The organism is Clostridium felsineum DSM 794, assembly GCF_002006355.2.
Taxonomy (GTDB): Bacteria; Bacillota; Clostridia; order Clostridiales; family Clostridiaceae; genus Clostridium_S; species Clostridium_S felsineum.
Genome location: NZ_CP096980.1, coordinates 1,861,073 through 1,879,328 on the forward strand (window position 1 = coordinate 1,861,073; position 18,256 = coordinate 1,879,328).

Here is an 18,256-nt window from a genome sequence, read left to right on the forward strand (position 1 = left end):
ATGATAAAATCTAAATTTAAATTTTTGTTTTTTGCAGCAATTTTAGCTTTTGGTGGAATGGGAAAAAGTGTTGTACAAGCTGCTACTTATAGTGTAAAAAGTGGAGATACACTTTATAGTATAAGCAGAAACTATGGTACTAACTATAATTATCTTATAGCTGCTAATAGGTTGCAAAGCAATGCAATTTATGTAGGACAGAAACTTCAAGTTCCAGACGTAAAGTATACAGTAAAAAGTGGAGATACGCTATATCTTATTTCTAAAAAGTTTGGAGTATCTTTTAATGATATAAAACTTGCTAATAATATATGGAATAATTCCCTTAAGATAGGACAAGTTATAGTGATTCCTGTTATCACAACTACAGCACCTAGTTATGTGATTTCTTGTACAAGCTCGGAAGTTGACTTGTTAGCAAGACTTATAAATGCAGAAGCTGGAGGGGAAAGTTACAATTCGATGGTTGCAGTAGGAGCTGTAATCGTAAATAGAGTTCAAAGTGGTACTTTTCCGAATACGATTACAAATGTAATATATCAGGTATCTAATGGATATTATCAGTTTACACCTGTTTTGAATGGAACTATAAATAAAAGTGCGACTGCGGCATCTTTAAATGCGGCAAAAGAAGCTCTTCGTGGAGTAGATCCTACAAAAGGAGCTTTGTATTTTTATGATAATACGGTAACTAATACGTGGCTTACTTCAAAGCCTGTATCACTTGTGTCTGGAAAATTAATTTTTGCATACTAGTGAATAATTTAAAGGGGCTCTAAAAGGAGTCCCTTTAAATTTGTTTTATAATTAAAAAAATATTTTTTGTTATAATAAATATAAGAATGAATGTAATAGAATTAGCTAATGATATATATAAACTATAATAATTTTTATAAAACTGACGATATATATATAGAATACAATTTAGGATATAAATTTAAAATTTGTCAGTGTAAGCGTACATAAGTTAAAATCTACTTTAGCTTAAGAAGGTAAAGTTAATAATATAAGCATAAAACCGGCATAAACTAACTAAAAACGTTAGGATTACTTCAGTTTAATAACATTTGAATGTATTGTAGGAATTAAAATAAATTGAAAGGTAGGAATTAATTATGGAGAGTAATATATTATTAGAATCAGGAACAGGGGAATTAGAAGTCCTTGAGTTTGTAATAGGAGATAGACATTTTGCTATTAATATTATAAAAGTTAAAGAAGTAGTAGAAGTAGAAGGTGGAAAAATAACAAAATTGCCAGAAACCAATCCTGCAATAGCTGGACTTATATTGTGCAGAAATGAAATAATAACTCTCGTTGATTTGAAATATGTTATAACTAAAGGACAAAAGGTTGAATCATGTTCAAAAGTAATTATATGCGAATTTAATAAGGTAAGAGTTGCTTTTAATATTGATGCTATAGTTGGAGTACATCGTGTTAAATGGGAAGAAATTTTAAAACCAGATAATGTTGCTGAAAATCCATTAGTTATAGGTCATGTAATTTTAGGCGATAAAATACTTCTTATGCTTGATTTCGAGAAAATAGTTACAGATATAAGTCCTAGCACAGGAATAAGCCAAGAAAGAATCGGAAATATAGAATATGATAAGAATAGAGCAACTGTGAGAATAGCAATGGCAGACGATTCTACTCTTATAAGGAAACTTTTAAAAAATACCTTAAATAAAGCTGGTTTTACTAATTTGCACATATTTGATGATGGAAAACAACTTCTTAACTATTTAGAAGAAGTTGTTGAGAAGAAAGGAGAAAAAGTAACAGAAGAAGTTCAGTTAGTTATAACAGATATTGAGATGCCTCAAATGGATGGTCATGCACTTACAAGAAAAATTAAGGAACATCCTCTTCTTAGAAGAATTCCTGTTATAATATTTTCATCACTTATTACAGGGGATTTAAAACATAAGGGTGAATCAGTTGGCGCCGATGCTCAAATAAGTAAGCCTGAGGTTGGTGAATTAGTTAGAATTATAGAAGAATTAATCAATAAAAATAATATTTAAATTTTTGAGTATTTATTACTAATAAAGATAAAACAAAAAGTATTGATTTTATTTTTTTATATGTTATAATAAATTTAAGTAAACGTATTAATACTTTATAAATCAGATATTTTCTAAGGTATACGCCAAGCTCTTATCTTGAACCTACAGTTTAAAAATGGGAGTTCAATATATAAATACCGATATGGATTTCTTATATTTTAAAGAAAAGATAGAAGTATTTTTGAGGACACCCACCTATCATTAGATAGGTGTCAACGAAAGAGCAGCGGTATTTTGGATGTATATGTGGGAGAAGAGAGGTGTATACCTCTCTTCTTTGTGTTTTTTGAGAAAAGTTTTAATATTGATGAAATTGCCTAAAAAAAATGATATAATAATTTTATACACAACGTTTACATAAAGTGTAAGGGTGGGTAATTTTGTGAAAATATTACTAATTTCGGATGAAGAATCTAAATATATGTGGGATTTCTTTGTGCCAGAAAATTTTAAAGATATAGATATAATAATATCATGTGGAGATTTAAAGGCAGAATATCTTAGTTTTTTAGTTACAATGATAAAAGCACCGCTATTTTATATACATGGAAACCACGATAACAATTATAAAAATAATCCGCCAGAGGGATGCGAATGTATTGATGGCAAAATTATAAATTATAATGGTATTAGAATTATGGGATTAGGTGGAAGTATGAAATATAGAGAAACACCTCTTGTTTATACGGAAAAAGAAATGAGAAAAAGAATTAATAAGCTCAAATTTGGTTTGTTTTTTAATAGAGGCGTTGATATTATAGTATCACATGCAGCACCTAAAGGAATAAATGATGAAAATGATTTGTGTCATGAAGGATTTAAATGTTTTCTAGAGCTAATACAAAAATACTCTCCTAAGTATTTTTGCCATGGTCATATTCATTTGAATTATGGTAATAAAAAAAGGATTGCGAATTACAAAAATACAATGGTAATAAATGCTTTTGATCACTATATATTTGAATATTAAAGAGGAATAAATAAAAAATTATTCCTCTTTAATATAAGGTTCTATTATATCTACATTATCAACAAACCAATTCATGGAGAGTATTTCATCAGGAGCGGCTAATTCGTCTGATGATAGTCTTAGGTTGTTTTGATTATCATATATTGGCCCTGTAAATGGATTGAATTCATATGTAGTAATCATTTTTTTCATAGCTTCTACAAGTCTTTGAACTTCTATAGGAACATATTTTTTTGAGTAGTATACATCAACTACACCAGATTTTAAGCCGTACCAAAAATTTATAAGTTTTGAATTTTGATTGAACATATCAAGTAAAGTTGAAAATGTATTATTGAGTATATTATTTAAAATATTTTCATAGTAGATTCCCCAGTTCCATATAGGTGCTGCAAGATATCTATCAGGTATATTCGAATTTTCCTTAAAACTGCAAAGCATAGAGTATACGCCATATTTTTTAGTCTCATCTCTTGGCAACGTTAAATTTCTATTAGATATTATGTCACAGCCACATTTAAGAAGTTTTGTCTCAAGGTTTGAAAATTTGCTATGGCTGTTCCATTCTCGAGTCCAAGCTACTTTTACCTTTGAGTAAGGATTGACAAGTTTTGTTCCTAAGGCAAATGCATTAATAGAACCTATTACTTCTGAGGTTGGGCTTGTTGCAGAGTATCCTATAATATTGGTTTTTGTCATTGCCCCGGCAATAAGACCAGTTAAAAATCTTGGCTCATAAGTTCTTCCAAAATAGCAGCTCATGTGAGTATAAGGACTATCATCTGAACAATTAAAAAATTTAATTTGGGGATATTCTATAGAGCATTTTAGTGTGGCAGTTCTGAATATAGGACTTGTAGTGAAAATTACATTGTTTCCTTTTTCGGCTAGTTCCTTTATATAATTATAAGCTCTATTAGTATCTTCAGGCACACCTTCTACAAAACTTGTTGTGATTTGTCCTTTTAACTTAGTAGATACATATTGCCGTCCTAGTTCATGACCATATGTCCAGCCAGAACTTTCGATTGTTCGAGCATATACAAAGGCTACTTTTAAATTTTTAGAAGGTGTTATAAAATTTGAGATAGTTGAAAGCATATTTAGGGAAGTTTCACTAGAATCGACTAGAATGTCTACGTTTTTTTCGTTGAAATGAGTAAGTTCCTTCATGAATTCTTTGAGTGTCTTCTCAAGTTCTTTTTCTTTTATAGGTTCATTTATGCCATAAATTTTTGCATATTCTAGAAAGGCATCGGCTGTTGTTATAGGAAGCTTTTCACCATCTAATTTAAGGTATACTTCTCTAAAGGTATCATAAATAAAAATCATGAAATGTTTATATTTGTTATTTGAAAAATTATTTTTTATAGTATAAGAATCTAACAAATTTAGAAGTGTGTTAAAGCTATTTTTTTTAGTAAACCATAAGGTATTTATCTTGGTTTTATTATAAAAGTTCAAAAATTCATAGTAAATACAATTGATGATACTTTTATCATTTTTCTTTGGAACTAATCGTATAACCTCTGCAGCGATGGAAGCAGCACCAAAAAATTTAAGAATACTAACACGTTTGTTACCTTCTATAACATAAAATTGATTTAAATATTCGTAAACCTTTATAGGATGATTTATTCCTTCGCTTAAGTGAGATTTACATAATTGAGACCATTTTGTCTTAAATTCAGTATCGTTATCCAATAAAGGCATGAAACTTTTAGAAAAGCATATTCCTCTAAGGTGAGAATATGTTCCTACAATCTTTTTTAATTGTATATCTAGAATTCCTAAGTTGATATTTGCTACAATGTCTTCGTCTCTTAATATCTTTTCAAGGCAGGGAAGATATCCATTTAATGAATAATCAGTTTTGCCACTTTTTAACGCTTCTTTATAATGTTCATCTAAAACTGCCAATTGATTGACCTCCCAAATTATAATTATATATAATGTAATAGTACTTTAATATCATATACTAATTATAGTATTTCTTTAATGATATTTCTAGAAGCTAAACCTTTCTAAAATATTGTTTTTAATTCGATTTTATGATATTATTACATTAGTTTTCGAAGTGCATACAAGTGTTTGTTAAATAAAAACATGGAAGTGGTGATTAAAATTAGTGAATCTGGAGCTAAAAAGTATTTGCTTATTGATACAGCAGTGCTGCCTGATGTGTTTTATGAAGTTATACGTGTAAAAGAACTTTTAAGAGCTGGAAAAGTTAAAGACATTACTGAAGCGGTTAAAACGGTTGGAATAAGCAGAAGTACATATTATAAATACAAGGATTATGTATTTAATGTTTCTGATGGACTGAAGAGTCAAAAGGTTACTATATCAATTTTGATAGAACATAGAAGGGGGACCTTGTCAGAAGTATTAGATGAGCTTGCTCAGACATTTTGCAATATACTTACAATAAATCAGGATATACCAATAAACAATACAGCCAATGTTAATATTACCTTTGATATAAGTGGCATATCAAAGGATGTTAAAGACATTGTTGAAGAGCTTAAAATGATTAAAAATGTATTGAAGGTTGAAATATTAGCCATGGAATAAAAAATATTGGGGTGTTAAAAATGATTAGGGTTAGGATACCTGCTACAAGCGCAAATATGGGGGCTGGTTTTGATACATTAGGTATGGCGCTTAAGCTTTATAATGAAATAACAATTGAAGAAACCCAGGGTAAAACTGAAATTAAACTTTTGGGGGGAGAGCTTGATAAAAATTATAAAGAAAATTTAACTTATATAAGTATTACAAAAGTATATGACTTTTTTAACAGGAAGTATGACGGTTTTAAGATAGATATGTCTGAAACTAATATACCGCTTTCTAGGGGGCTAGGAAGTAGTGCAGCATGTATTGTGGGAGGTATAGTTGGAGCTAATGCGCTTATAGGTGGCAGTATGACATATATGGATATGCTTAAAATAGCCACAGATATTGAAGGGCATCCGGATAATGTAGCGCCAGCACTTTTAGGGGGAATTGTAACAAGCATAAATGATAATGGAAACATAATATACTCTAAGGTGAATGTAAAATCACATTTTAAGTATGCAGTCATGGTCCCAAATTTTAAAGTTAGTACAGCACTTTCAAGGGGAGTTTTACCTGATTCATATTTAAGAGAAGCTGTGGTTTTTAATATTTCAAGGTGTGCTATGCTTATATCAATACTTAATAATGGAGAAGATGAAAAACTTAGATATGTTCTTCAAGATAAAATTCATCAACCATATAGGAAGAAGCTTATAAATAATGTAGATGAAATCTTTTTAAAAGCAAAAGAATATGGAGCACTTGGAGAATTTATAAGTGGTTCTGGTTCGACTTTGATTGCTGTACTTAAAGAAGAAGATAAAAATTTTATAGCTTCAATGAAATTATATCTTAATACACTTAAAGATAAGTGGAAAATTATCGAAGTTGAAAGCGATAATCAGGGGGCTGTTATAATATAATATGTAAAAATTCACCTTTTTTAAAAAGGTGAATTTTTATTTTTGAATCATAAAAAAATCTTATACGCATATATATATCCTATAAGAAAATGATTTTATGTACATAATTTTAATATTTTAGGAGGGATTTTATGGAATATTATGGTGCTAATTATAATAATATGAATTGTGCATATGATGAACCTTATAGAAATGAATTTTGCGGTCATAATGCATATAGAAATAAATACAGAAGGGGTTGTCCTGCATTTGATTACTATAGAGAACCTTTTGCTGTTCCAAATTTTAAAGAAGTAAATGAAGAAGAACTGTTTGGTTAAATAAATAGTATTTATACTTAAGGTGAGAGTATATTAAAGTCAGAAAAAGCGATATTCTTAAAGTATAACTTTAGAATTCATTCACTTTAATTCTTTCACCTTTTGTTTTTGGTAAGAAAAAATTAGAGGATAATTTGCTTTGGTATAGAATTAAATTCTTAGAGGTGAAATTATGTTTGATGTTGATATAAAATTTGAGGATATATGCGTAAATAATATTGAAGAGGAAGATTTGAGCCAACTAAGAGAAATACTAAGGGATAAAAAATTTTACCTAAATGATGATGAGTTAAGAGAAATATATTTGGAATGTTATATGAGTGAGTGTGAGATTTTTACTAAAATATTAAAAAAAGGTAAGTTTATTGGGGTGTTTAGAGGAAGAATAGAATTTAAAAGTAGTAACATGATTTGGATATCTTACTTTTACATAAATAATAAATATAGCTTGAAAAAAAGCAATCAAGACATATTAATGAATATATTGGATTACTTTTCCCACAATTTTGGAGTGTGTGATTTTATAACAGGTGTTACTAATAGTGAAAAAGATATGATAGACATGTGGAAAAATAATGATTTTAGGACGGTAAGAATAAATAAAGAGTTTTATTCAGATAAAGATTACAAAGAAGATTTAATGATAATGAAAAAATATAACTCTATTTAGCTGATAAACAATAAAAGAAAACAATATGAAATTTTTTATTATGTGTAATTTTGTATATAATTCATAAATTGAACTTAAGCTTAGTATATATAGGATAGTAATATTTATACTTAGGGAGATGAGAAAATGAGATATACAAGGTATGATTTTAAACATAAGAAAAGCAGTAGTATACCATTTTTAATATGTTTAATAATTGTTTTAACTTTATCCTTTATAATAGGATCTTTTATTTTTAAAACATTTATAAAAGTAATTGGCACTCCAGGTGGTCAAAAGAATACATCTAGTACATATGATAAAAAAGAAAATATGAATGAAAAAATTTTTGTACTTCAATGTTCTGCAGATTCAAAGAAAGAAAATGCGGATGGGGTACTTAAAAATTTGGTTAGTATAGGAAATCCGTTTGAGGTTAAAGATAAAGGATATTATAAGGTTATTTATGCAATATGTAATGAGAAGGATTATTCTACTTACGAGAAGATAATTAATGATAATAAAGTTATCTCCAATAGGTTTACTATTGCATTTGATAAAAAGGATTCAGATGATGATGAATTATATAATATAGTTAGCGGTTATCTTGAAATTATAAATAAGCTTAGAGATAAGGATGTAAAGTCAGTACAAACAGCCTCATTAAAGAAATGGTGTTCTAACCTTTCAGATAGTAGTAAGGATTATAAAAACTATGCAGTTTCTAATGAAATTAAAAATCACATTAAGAGTATTCCAGGGGAAATCAATAAGGATAATGTAAGTGAACAGGAAGTTTTTATTTATAATGAATTATCTAAGATAAAACGGTAGGAGCATTTGTGAAAAAATCAGCTCCTTTTTTAAATTAAAATTAAAAAATTTTTAATAATGCGTTAAGGACTTGTTTAACAGTATATTAAATGATACACTATATAGGATGTATATTTGATGTAGGGAGTTAATAAAGTGAATGGTAAAGCTTTCAGAAATGTTTTATTTTTGTCTCTAATAGGCTGCATAGGTGGTTCTTTAGTTGGAGATATACTCGGAGAACATTTTGCTAAGATTGAATTTTTAAGAAGAACATACAGTATTGGCACAGCGAAGCCTCTTGTAGTCGATTTTAAGGTTATGAGTTTTACTTTAGGATTAAATTTTAATATCAATTTAATGGCTATAGCAGGCATAATATTGGCTATAGTAGTATACAGTAAAATTAGGAAGTGAAAATATGAAATTGGTGTTAGCTTCATCATCTCCTAGACGGAGGGAAATTCTCAAAAATATTACTGAGGATTTTATTGTTAGAGCAAGTGATTTTGATGAAAGTCTAGTTGAGATTTCGAAGGATATAAAAAGTTATGTCATGACTTTAGCAGAATCAAAAGCAAGAAATACACTTTCAAATATTAAAGAAGAATCTTTCTATAAAAGCGAGGATGAAATTTTAATAATTGGGTGTGATACTGTAGTTTCAATTGATGGTAAAATACTTGGTAAGCCCAAGGATGAGAAAGAGGCTATAGATATGCTTGGAAGTCTTAGTGGAAGAGTACATGAAGTCTATTCAGGGTTAGCTATTATTGATGCTAAAAGAAATAAGATTATAAAAGATTTTCAGTGTACTGAAGTTAAGTTTTCAAAGTTATCATATGAAACTATATTAAAATACATAGCATGTGGTGAGTATGCGGATAAGGCTGGAGCATATGGTATTCAGGGAAAGGCTTCGGTTTTTGTTGAAGAAATTAAGGGAGCGTACTATAATGTTGTAGGGCTTCCCATAAATAAATTATATAGAATTCTTTTGGAGATGGGGGTAAATCTATAAATAGGAGATTGATGAATTTTGATGAATGGCAATCTAAAAATTACAGATTTACCAGAGAGTGAAAGACCGAGAGAAAGGCTCTTGAGATATGGAAGTGAAGTGCTTTCAAATAGTGAGCTTTTGGCTATTATACTGAGAACAGGAACATTAAATGAAAACATAATCAATCTTAGCAGCAGAATTTTAAAGGAAAATGGAGGCTTAAATGGTGTTTTAAGTTTAAGTCTAGAGGAACTTAAAAATATCAAAGGAATAGGAAAAGCTAAAGCAGTTCAAATTTTAGCAATAAGTGAGCTGTTTAAAAGATTTAAAGCTTATAAATCTGGAGATAGTATAAGAATAACCTCGCCTAAAGATGCTGCGAATATTGTTATGGAAGAAATGAAAAGTTTTAATAAAGAGCATTTATATGTTATAATGCTTAATACTAAAAATTCAGTTATAAAGATATCTGATGTTTCTGTAGGAAGTTTGAATTCTTCTATAGTTCATCCTAGGGAAGTATATGTAGAACCGATATTAAAGCATGCAGCATCAATTATATTGTGTCATAATCATCCGTCAGGAGATCCAAAGCCTAGTGGGGAAGATTTGAATATAACCAAAAGGCTTTATGAGTGTAGTAAATTCATAGGGATAGAACTTTTGGATCATATAATAATTGGGGACGGTATATATATAAGTTTAAAAGAAGAAGGACTATTATAACGAAGATTGTGAAAGGAGATAAATTAATGGGATTTTTTGGAATATCAAGAGACATGGGAATAGATCTTGGAACAGCTAATACTTTAGTTTATGTGAAAGGTAAGGGTATAGTATTAAGAGAACCATCAGTTGTTGCTATTAATACTAATAAGGACGTTCTTGCAGTAGGAGACGAAGCAAAACAAATGATAGGTAGAACGCCTGGAAATATTAGAGCTATAAGACCTTTAAAGGATGGAGTAATTGCAGATTTTGATATTACGGAAAGTATGCTTAAAAGTTTTATAAGTAAAATAAGTTCTAAGAGCGCATTTGCAAGTCCAAGAATTCTTGTTTGTCATCCATCAGGAGTAACTGAAGTTGAAAGAAGAGCTATAAAAGAAGCAACAAAACGAGCAGGAGCAAGAGAAGTAAAGGTTATGGAAGAACCTATGGCAGCAGCTATTGGAGCAGGACTTCCAGTTGAGGAACCAAGAGGAAGTATGATTGTAGATATAGGTGGAGGTACTACAGAGGTAGCAGTAGTATCACTAGGAGGAATTGTAACAAGTAAATCCCTTAGAGTTGCTGGAGATGAGCTAGATCAAGCAATAATCAGTTATATTAAAAAAGAATACAATCTTATGATTGGTGAAAGAACTTCAGAAATAATAAAGATTAAAATGGGTTCAGCATTTAAAACAGAAGAATCCCTAGAAAATATAGTTATAAAAGGAAGAAACCTTGTAACAGGGTTGCCTAAAAATATTGAAATCAGTGAAGAAGAAGTAAGAGAAGCGTTAAGAGAACCTGTAGCAGCAATAGTTGATTCTATAAAATTAGCTCTTGAAAAAACACCACCAGAGCTTGCGGCAGATATAATGGATAAAGGAATAATGCTTGCTGGTGGAGGAGCACTTCTTAAAGGACTTGATATGCTCATTAGTAAAGAAACCAACATATCTGTACATATAGCAGAATCTCCTCTTGACTGTGTAGCGCTTGGAGCAGGTAAAGCTCTAGATCACTTCGAAAAATTAGTTAGTGATTAGGCTTAATCAAGATGAAGCTATTTAAAAACAGGCTGACAGTAACAGTTATTGTTCTGTCAGTTAGCTTTTTGTTATTAATTTCATACAGTGCTAAGAGGAAAAAGGTTTCTTTTGTGGAAAATGGTGTTGGTACAGTTCTTAATTCTGTGCAAGGGTTCTTTTATAATGTAAATAGTGATGTAAAGGGATTTTTTGGATTTGTATCTAATTTTTCAGAGGTTAAGTCTGAAAATCAAGAATTAAAGAAAAAAAATAGTCAGCTTAATCAAAAGGCGGCTGCTTATGATTCTCTTAAAAGAGAAAATACGAAATTAAAAAAGATGTTCGATTTTAAACAATCAAAATCTGAATATAATTATGTGGGTGGAGACATAATACTGAAAAGTGGGTCTGATGCACTAAAAGGTTATGTTATAAATAAAGGTTCGAAAGATGGAATAAAGGTTGGAATGGCAGTTATTAACGATGAAGGTTTAATTGGGCAGGTAACCTCTGTAGCAAATAATTATTGTAAGATAGAAACTATTTCTAGTGAAAATATATCTGTTGCAGCGTTAGTTCAAAGTACTCAAGTTAATGACTGTATAGTTAGAGGATACACAGATAACGAAGATAAGGAAAAGAATTTATCAATATTAACTATGCTTCCTTTAAACTCTGTTATTAAAGAAGGAGATACCATAGCAACTTCAGGAATTGGTGGGGATTATCCTAAAGATATAATAATAGGAAAGGTTAAAAGTGTTGAAGATAATAAAGGTAAAATGGAGAAAGAAGCTATAATTGAACCTGCGGTAGACTTTTCAAGGCTTCAAAATGTATTTATAGTAGTTCCAAAAGATACAAGCGAAATTAAATATTAGGTGATGTTTTATGAAAAAAATTTTAACACTATTATTATGTATACTAGGTTTTACATTTGTAGATAACTGCATAGCTCCTTTCATAGCTATTAGGGGATACTATCCTAGTTTTCTCTTTGTATTTATAATAAGCTATTCTATAATAAATGAAGGCTGGGCAGGTATTATTATTGGATTAGCAGCAGGATTTCTTCAAGATATTTATCTTTTTAATGGTATAGGAGTAAATTTATTTATTAATTTGATTTTATGCTACGCATCTGGAATTATTGGTAGAAGTTTATTTAAAGAAAAAGCATTAATTCCAACTATATTAGTATTCTTTATGTCTTTTGCAAGAGGCATTTTAATGTTTGCTATTCTATATGTATGTGGCAGTCGTAGCAATATAAGTGTTAGTTTGTATGGTTCTATTTATAATTTTATTATTGGCGTTCCAATGTATATTTGGGTTTATAAACTCTGTCAAAAAAGATACATGATAACAAAATGGAAATTATAAAGAAAGGTAGTAGAAACCAATGAAAAAAAGAAAACTGAAGAAGATATTCAATAGATTTAATGCTTTAATGGTAGTTGTACTGCTTGTTTTTTCAGGTATTATTGCACAACTGGTAAATCTTCAGATAGTACAAACTGATTCTTATAAAGCAAAAGCTAACAGTACAGCGCATAGATTTATAAAAGAAATGGCGCCAAGAGGAGAGATAACTGACTCAACGGGAACACTTCTTGCAACAAATAAGCAAAGTTTTGATGTTACGTATCTTCAAACCAGCACCAATAAGAATAATTTTTATAACACGGTTGCTAAAGTATTTTATATTTTAGATAAAAATGGTGAAAAGCAAAATGACAGCTTTGCACTTAAGGTTGATGCTAATGAATATAAATTAGATTTTAATACAACTGATCCAGATGAGATAAAAAAAATGCAGCTTAGATTTTTAAAGGATAGAGGTTTTGAAGAGCCAATTATAAAAAAGCTCTATAAGGGAAAATCAAAGGAAGATGATTTAACCAGTCAGCAGAAAGAAAATGTAAATAATGAGCTTTTAAAAATCACACCAGAGAAAATCTTTGAAACGCTTGTTAAAAACTATAAAATACCTAAAAGTTATAAAATAAGTATTGATGGTCAAACAATAAGTAAAAATTGTGATGTAAATGACCTTAGAAGATTTATGGTTGTTGAAGATGCAGTTAAAATGAACAGCTATTCTGGTTATAAGCCAGTTGCTATAGCTAGTAATGTAAAGCAAGAAACTTCATTTACTATTCTTCAAAAAGCAAATGAACTTCCAGGAATAGACGTATCTGTGGATCCAATAAGATACTATCCTTATAATAAATTAGCTTCTAATGTTTTAGGATATATAAGTAAAATAACACCTTCTAGTGCAGAGCAATCTAAAAGCTATACAGAAAAAGGTTATGATGTAAATAGCGATTTAATAGGTACTACTGGATTAGAAGCAGCACTTGAGGATAGACTTAAGGGTACATCTGGTGGAAGAATTGTAGAAGTAAATAAGCAAGGAAAGATAACAGATGAACTTGCTAAAAAAGATCCTTATCCAGGTCAAAATGTACAGCTTACAATAAATAAGGATGTGCAGTATGCAGCAGAGCAATCCCTTATAAATACTATGGCAAAGCTAAGAGCACAGGGATATTCTACAACTAATGGAGGAAGCTCTTACTTAGGAAATGCTACAAGAGGAGCTGCGGTTGTAATAGATGTAAAGACTGGTGGGGTTTTGGCTTTAGCATCTGTGCCTAACTTTGATCCTAATGATTTTTCAGATCCTAATGGTCTTTCAGAGGCGGCTACTGAAAAATATTTTTCAACAGATCTTACTGCTAAAGCTAAGGCTGCAGGAGTTCCAGCAAGTCTTTATGACACTCTGTTTCCTGTAAGTAAAAGTAACAGCAATACTAGAGTTGATAAATACGATTATCTTGCAAAGCCTTTGTATAATTATGCAACGCTTTCATTAATACCACCGGGATCAACATTTAAGCCCCTTACAGCTATAGCTGGTCTTGAAACTGGGGTTATAACACCATATACAACTATTTACGATCCAGGTAGTTTTAATGATGGAATGGGTTTTAAAACTGAATTTAAATCTGATGGTTATCTTGGCTATAACGATTTAACAAATGCTATAGCAAAATCAAGTAATGGATACTTTATGACGGTTGGTCAGCTTTTAAGACAAAAAGGTGGAAGTGATATACTGGCAAAATATGCTTGGAAATTTGGACTTGGAGTACAACCTAATTCTAATATAACAGCATCTACCGGAATAGAGATTCAGGAAAATTTTGGACAAGTATATAATTCCTATACAAATAAAAATAATTTTGGTCAACAAGGTCAATGGAGTATAATGGAAAATCTTCAGGCAGGAAAATACGCTAAAGGAATTTCAATAAATTTATATACTGGTGATAATGATTCAAAGCAGCTTTCTTCCTTAAAGGCGGCAATAAAGGATAACATAAAAACTTCAATTTCCAGTGGGAAATTTGACAGAGATAAAACTGAAGACCTTATTAGTCAACTTATAAGTACTGATCCGCTTTATAAAGGAAAAACATTTTCAAAAGCAGATACAGAGGCTATTGCTAGTTCAATTGTAACTGAGGAGACAAATGATTATACGCAAGCAACGCTTCCATTTAATGTATACAATGCAGCTATTGGTCAGGGTATAGATGAGTTTACACCACTTCAACTTGCAAATTATATTGCAACTATAGCCAATGGTGGAAAAAGGTATAAAGTACATCTTGTAGATAAGGTAACAGACGCCAGTGGAAAGGTTGTGTATCAAAATAAGCCGGAAGTGATTGAGGATACGCAGGTTAAACAATCTACTATAGATGCGGTTAAGAATGGAATGAATGCAGTTAACGATAGAGGTACAGCTTCTGGAGCTTTTGCTAATTTCCCAATACAAGCAGCGGGTAAAACTGGTACAGCTGACCCTTATAGTTCAGATGTTGAAGCAAGTATAATGAGATCATCCTATGCGGTTTATGTTGGTTTTGCACCTAGAGATAATCCAGAAATTGCAGTAGCAACAGTTGTATTTGATGGTGGATTTGGAGGTAATACTACTCAAATTGCTAAAGGTATATATGAAGCTTACTTTAAAAATCAACTTAAACAACTTAACTTTAATTTTGATACAGATGTAGATGCAAAGCCAGAAACAGATGCAGCAACTACGACAAATAATCAAACTGAAACTCAAAATTAGCATAAATAGACCATGAATATTGATATATAGTCAATATTTGTGGTCTTTAATTTATGGTTTTTATTGACAGTATATTACATACAAAGTATAATTTTTATATAATGATTAAAAATGCTTTGAATTTAATTTTAATACATATATGAAAATAATGTTATAAAGAAGGTAGTAGTTGTTATGAAAAGAAGAATAAAACTAAAAAAAATATTTAATAGGATAAATGCTTTAAGATTAGTAGTAATATTAGTGTTTTTGGCAATTATTATTAAACTTATAAATTTACAAATAGTACAAAGTGATTCTTATAAGGCTCAGGCTAATAATACAGCACATAAGTTTATAAAAGAAGCTGCACCAAGAGGAGAAATAACAGACTCTACAGGAGCTACTCTTGCAACAAATAAGCAAAGCTTTGATGTTACATATCTTCAAACAGAGGATAATAAAAATGATTTTTATAATACAATGTCTAAATTATTTTACATTTTAGATAAAAATGGTGAAAAACAAAATGATAGTTTTGGACTTAAAGTTGATGATAGTGGTTATAGATTTGATTTCAGTACTACAGATGAGAATGAAATAAGAAAAATGCAGCTTAGGTTCCTTAAAGATAGGGGATTTGAAGAGGATATTATAAAAAAATTATATAAAGGTAAATCGAAGGAAAGTGATATAAGCTCTTCACAGGTTACAAAAGTTAATGATGAACTTCTTAAAATTTCGCCAAAGAAAGCTTTTGAAACCCTTGTTAAAAACTATAAAATACCAAAATCATACAAGATAACAATAGATGGACAAACTATAAAAAAGAATTGTGATGTTAATGATGTTAGAAGATTTATGGTTGTAAAAGATGCAGTTAAGATGAATAGTTATTCTGGATATAAACCGGTTGCAATAGCTAGTAATGTAAAGCAAGAAACTTCATTTACTATTCTTCAAAAAGCAAATGAACTTCCAGGAATAGATGTTTCAGTTGACCCTATAAGATACTATCCTTATGATAAATTGGCATCTAATGTTTTAGGATATATAAGTAAAATAACACCTTCAAGTGCAGAACAATCTAAAAGCTATACAGAAAAAGGTTATGATGTAAATAGTGATTTAATAGGTACAACTGGACTAGAGGCGTCACTTGAGGATAGACTTAAGGGAACCTCTGGTGGAAGGATTGTAGAGGTTAATAAGCAAGGAAAGATAACGGACGAACTTGCTAAAAAAGATCCATATCCAGGTCAAAATGTACAGCTTACAATAAATAAAGATGTGCAGTATGCAGCAGAGCAATCGCTTATAAATACTATGGCAGATTTAAGAAAGCAGGGATCTTCTAATAGTGCAAGTGGATCTACGTACTTAGGAAATGCAACAAGAGGAGCAGCAGTTGTAATAGATGTAAAAACTGGTGGAGTTTTAGCCCTAGCATCTGTTCCTAACTTTAATCCTAATGATTTTTCAGATCCAAATGGACTTTCAGAGACAGCTACTGAAAAATATTTTTCGACAGATGTTATTGCTAAAGCTAAGGCTGCAGGAGTTCCAGCAAGTCTTTATGACACTTTATTTCCTGTAAGTAAAAGTAACAGTAATACTAGAATTGATAAATACGATTATCTTGCAAAGCCGCTTTATGATTATGCAACACTGTCATTAATACCACCAGGATCAACATTTAAACCACTTACAGCTGTAGCTGGGCTTGAAACAGGAGTTATAAATCAATATGAAACTATATATGATCCGGGTAGTTTTAACGATGGGATGGGATTTAACCCTCAATTTAAAGCTGATGGATATATGGGATATGTAGATTTAAATACAGCTATAGCGAAATCAAGTAATGGATATTTTATGACGGTTGGTCAGCGTTTAAGACAAAAGGGTGGAAGTGATATACTAGCAAAATACGCTTGGAAGTTTGGACTTGGAGTACAGCCAAATTCTAACGTAACTCCATCTACAGGAATAGAAATTCAGGAAAACTTTGGACAAGTATATAATTCTTATACAAATAAAAATAATTTTGGTCAACAAGGTCAATGGAGTATAATGGAAAATCTTCAGGCAGGAAAATATTCTAAGGGAATTTCTATAAATTTATATACTGGTGATAATGATTCAAAGCAGATTTCTTCCTTAAAGGCAGCAATAAAAGATAATATAAAAACTTCTATTTTCAATGGAAAATTTGATAGAGATAAAACAGAAGACCTCATAACTCAGCTTGTAAGTAATGATCCACTTTATAAAGGAAAGACATTTTCAAAGGCGGATTTAGTAGCTATTGCAGGTTCAATTGTAACTGAAGAGACGAATGATTACACACAGGCAACACTTCCGTTTAATGTATACAATGCAGCCATTGGTCAAGGTATAGATGAGTTTACACCTCTTCAACTTGCAAATTATATTGCAACTATAGCCAATGGTGGAAAAAGGTATAAAGTACACCTTGTAGATAAAGTAACAGATGCAAGTGGTAAGCTTGTATATCAAAATAAGCCAGAGGTGATTGAGGATACTCAGGTTAAGCAGTCGACTATAGATGCAGTAAAGAATGGAATGAATGCAGTTAATGATAGAGGTACAGCGGCAGGGGCTTTTGCTAATTTCCCAATACAAGCAGCAGGAAAAACAGGAACAGCTGATCCTTATTCTCCAGAGGTTGAAGAAAGCATAATGAGATCTTCCTATGCAGTTTATGTTGGATTTGCACCTAGAGATAATCCACAAATAGCAGTAGCAACAGTTGTATTTGATGGTGGATTTGGTACTGGTATTGCACAAATTTCTAAAAGTATATATGAAGCTTACTTTAAAAATCAACTTAAACAACTTAACTTTAATTTTGATACAGATGTAGATGCAAAACCAGAAACTGATGCCACAACTACAGGAAATAATCAAACGCAAACTCAAAACTAATACAATAGGCCATGTATAGTGATGTTATAAGTTACTGTACATGGCTTTTATTATAGAAATTTATTTACAATATATTACATTTAAGGTATAATTTTATATAGCGCTCAAAAATGTTTTAATTTAG

Annotated in this window: 17 protein-coding genes and 1 other RNA gene; 17 read left to right on the plus strand and 1 reads right to left on the minus strand. The window is 30.4% G+C overall.

Annotation, left to right across the window (positions count from 1 at the left end; genetic code table 11):
- The 4 genes from CLFE_RS08705 (at position 1) to CLFE_RS08720 (ending at position 3,042) form a co-directional block, all read left to right on the plus strand.
- Positions 1-756 carry a LysM peptidoglycan-binding domain-containing protein gene (locus CLFE_RS08705; protein WP_077833391.1) on the plus strand — a complete coding sequence of 252 codons (756 nt, stop codon included), beginning with the start codon at positions 1-3 and terminating at the stop codon, positions 754-756.
- A gap of 359 nt (positions 757-1,115) precedes the next feature.
- The gene (locus CLFE_RS08710; RefSeq protein ID WP_077833392.1) at positions 1,116-2,030 is read left to right on the plus strand and encodes a chemotaxis protein; all 915 of its coding nucleotides are present in this window, start codon (positions 1,116-1,118) and stop codon (positions 2,028-2,030) included.
- Between the two features lie 107 nt (positions 2,031-2,137).
- A non-coding RNA gene (gene ssrS, locus CLFE_RS08715) (6S RNA) lies at positions 2,138-2,317 on the plus strand.
- Positions 2,318-2,454: 137 nt separating this feature from the next.
- The gene (locus tag CLFE_RS08720; protein WP_077893726.1) at positions 2,455-3,042 is read left to right on the plus strand and encodes a metallophosphoesterase family protein; all 588 of its coding nucleotides are present in this window, start codon (positions 2,455-2,457) and stop codon (positions 3,040-3,042) included.
- An 18-nt stretch (positions 3,043-3,060) separates the two neighbouring features.
- On the opposite strand, the gene CLFE_RS08725 is transcribed toward CLFE_RS08720, so the two are convergent.
- Positions 3,061-4,962 carry a BMP family ABC transporter substrate-binding protein gene (locus tag CLFE_RS08725; RefSeq protein WP_077893727.1) on the minus strand — a complete coding sequence of 634 codons (1,902 nt, stop codon included), beginning with the start codon at positions 4,960-4,962 and terminating at the stop codon, positions 3,061-3,063.
- Positions 4,963-5,148: 186 nt separating this feature from the next.
- Here CLFE_RS08725 and CLFE_RS08730 point away from each other — a divergent pair, with 186 nt between their 5' ends.
- The 13 genes from CLFE_RS08730 to CLFE_RS08790 all read left to right on the plus strand — a co-directional run bounded on the left by CLFE_RS08730 (position 5,149) and on the right by CLFE_RS08790 (position 18,132).
- Positions 5,149-5,616: an ACT domain-containing protein gene (locus CLFE_RS08730; protein WP_077833408.1), complete on the plus strand. Its 468-nt coding sequence runs from the start codon at positions 5,149-5,151 to the stop codon at positions 5,614-5,616.
- 20 nt (positions 5,617-5,636) lie between these two features.
- Entirely contained in the window at positions 5,637-6,527 is an 891-nt protein-coding gene (thrB, locus tag CLFE_RS08735) for a homoserine kinase (RefSeq protein WP_077893728.1), read from the plus strand.
- Positions 6,528-6,658: 131 nt separating this feature from the next.
- Positions 6,659-6,847 (plus strand): hypothetical protein, encoded by a 189-nt coding sequence (locus CLFE_RS08740; RefSeq protein WP_077852468.1) that lies wholly within the window; start codon positions 6,659-6,661, stop codon positions 6,845-6,847.
- Between the two features lie 172 nt (positions 6,848-7,019).
- Positions 7,020-7,517, plus strand: coding sequence for a GNAT family N-acetyltransferase (locus CLFE_RS08745; RefSeq protein WP_077893729.1), 498 nt, complete (start codon positions 7,020-7,022; stop codon positions 7,515-7,517).
- A gap of 126 nt (positions 7,518-7,643) precedes the next feature.
- Positions 7,644-8,330 carry a hypothetical protein gene (locus tag CLFE_RS08750; RefSeq protein WP_077893730.1) on the plus strand — a complete coding sequence of 229 codons (687 nt, stop codon included), beginning with the start codon at positions 7,644-7,646 and terminating at the stop codon, positions 8,328-8,330.
- A gap of 135 nt (positions 8,331-8,465) precedes the next feature.
- A complete protein-coding gene (locus CLFE_RS08755; RefSeq protein ID WP_077833399.1) occupies positions 8,466-8,726 on the plus strand; it encodes a DUF4321 domain-containing protein in 261 nt (86 codons plus the stop codon).
- A 4-nt stretch (positions 8,727-8,730) separates the two neighbouring features.
- Positions 8,731-9,330 (plus strand): Maf-like protein, encoded by a 600-nt coding sequence (locus CLFE_RS08760; RefSeq protein WP_077833400.1) that lies wholly within the window; start codon positions 8,731-8,733, stop codon positions 9,328-9,330.
- Positions 9,331-9,348: 18 nt separating this feature from the next.
- Positions 9,349-10,038 (plus strand): RadC family protein, encoded by a 690-nt coding sequence (gene radC, locus CLFE_RS08765; RefSeq protein WP_139356175.1) that lies wholly within the window; start codon positions 9,349-9,351, stop codon positions 10,036-10,038.
- Between the two features lie 26 nt (positions 10,039-10,064).
- Entirely contained in the window at positions 10,065-11,069 is a 1,005-nt protein-coding gene (locus tag CLFE_RS08770; RefSeq protein WP_077833402.1) for a rod shape-determining protein, read from the plus strand.
- An 11-nt stretch (positions 11,070-11,080) separates the two neighbouring features.
- Positions 11,081-11,932, plus strand: a complete 852-nt coding sequence (gene mreC, locus CLFE_RS08775; protein ID WP_077893732.1) for a rod shape-determining protein MreC — start codon at positions 11,081-11,083, stop codon at positions 11,930-11,932.
- A 10-nt stretch (positions 11,933-11,942) separates the two neighbouring features.
- The gene (gene mreD / locus CLFE_RS08780; protein WP_077833404.1) at positions 11,943-12,434 is read left to right on the plus strand and encodes a rod shape-determining protein MreD; all 492 of its coding nucleotides are present in this window, start codon (positions 11,943-11,945) and stop codon (positions 12,432-12,434) included.
- 19 nt (positions 12,435-12,453) lie between these two features.
- On the plus strand, positions 12,454-15,204 hold the full coding sequence (locus CLFE_RS08785; RefSeq protein ID WP_077893733.1) for a peptidoglycan D,D-transpeptidase FtsI family protein: 2,751 nt from the start codon (positions 12,454-12,456) through the stop codon (positions 15,202-15,204).
- A gap of 174 nt (positions 15,205-15,378) precedes the next feature.
- Positions 15,379-18,132: a peptidoglycan D,D-transpeptidase FtsI family protein gene (locus CLFE_RS08790; protein ID WP_077893734.1), complete on the plus strand. Its 2,754-nt coding sequence runs from the start codon at positions 15,379-15,381 to the stop codon at positions 18,130-18,132.
- Positions 18,133-18,256: the final 124 nt, after the last annotated feature.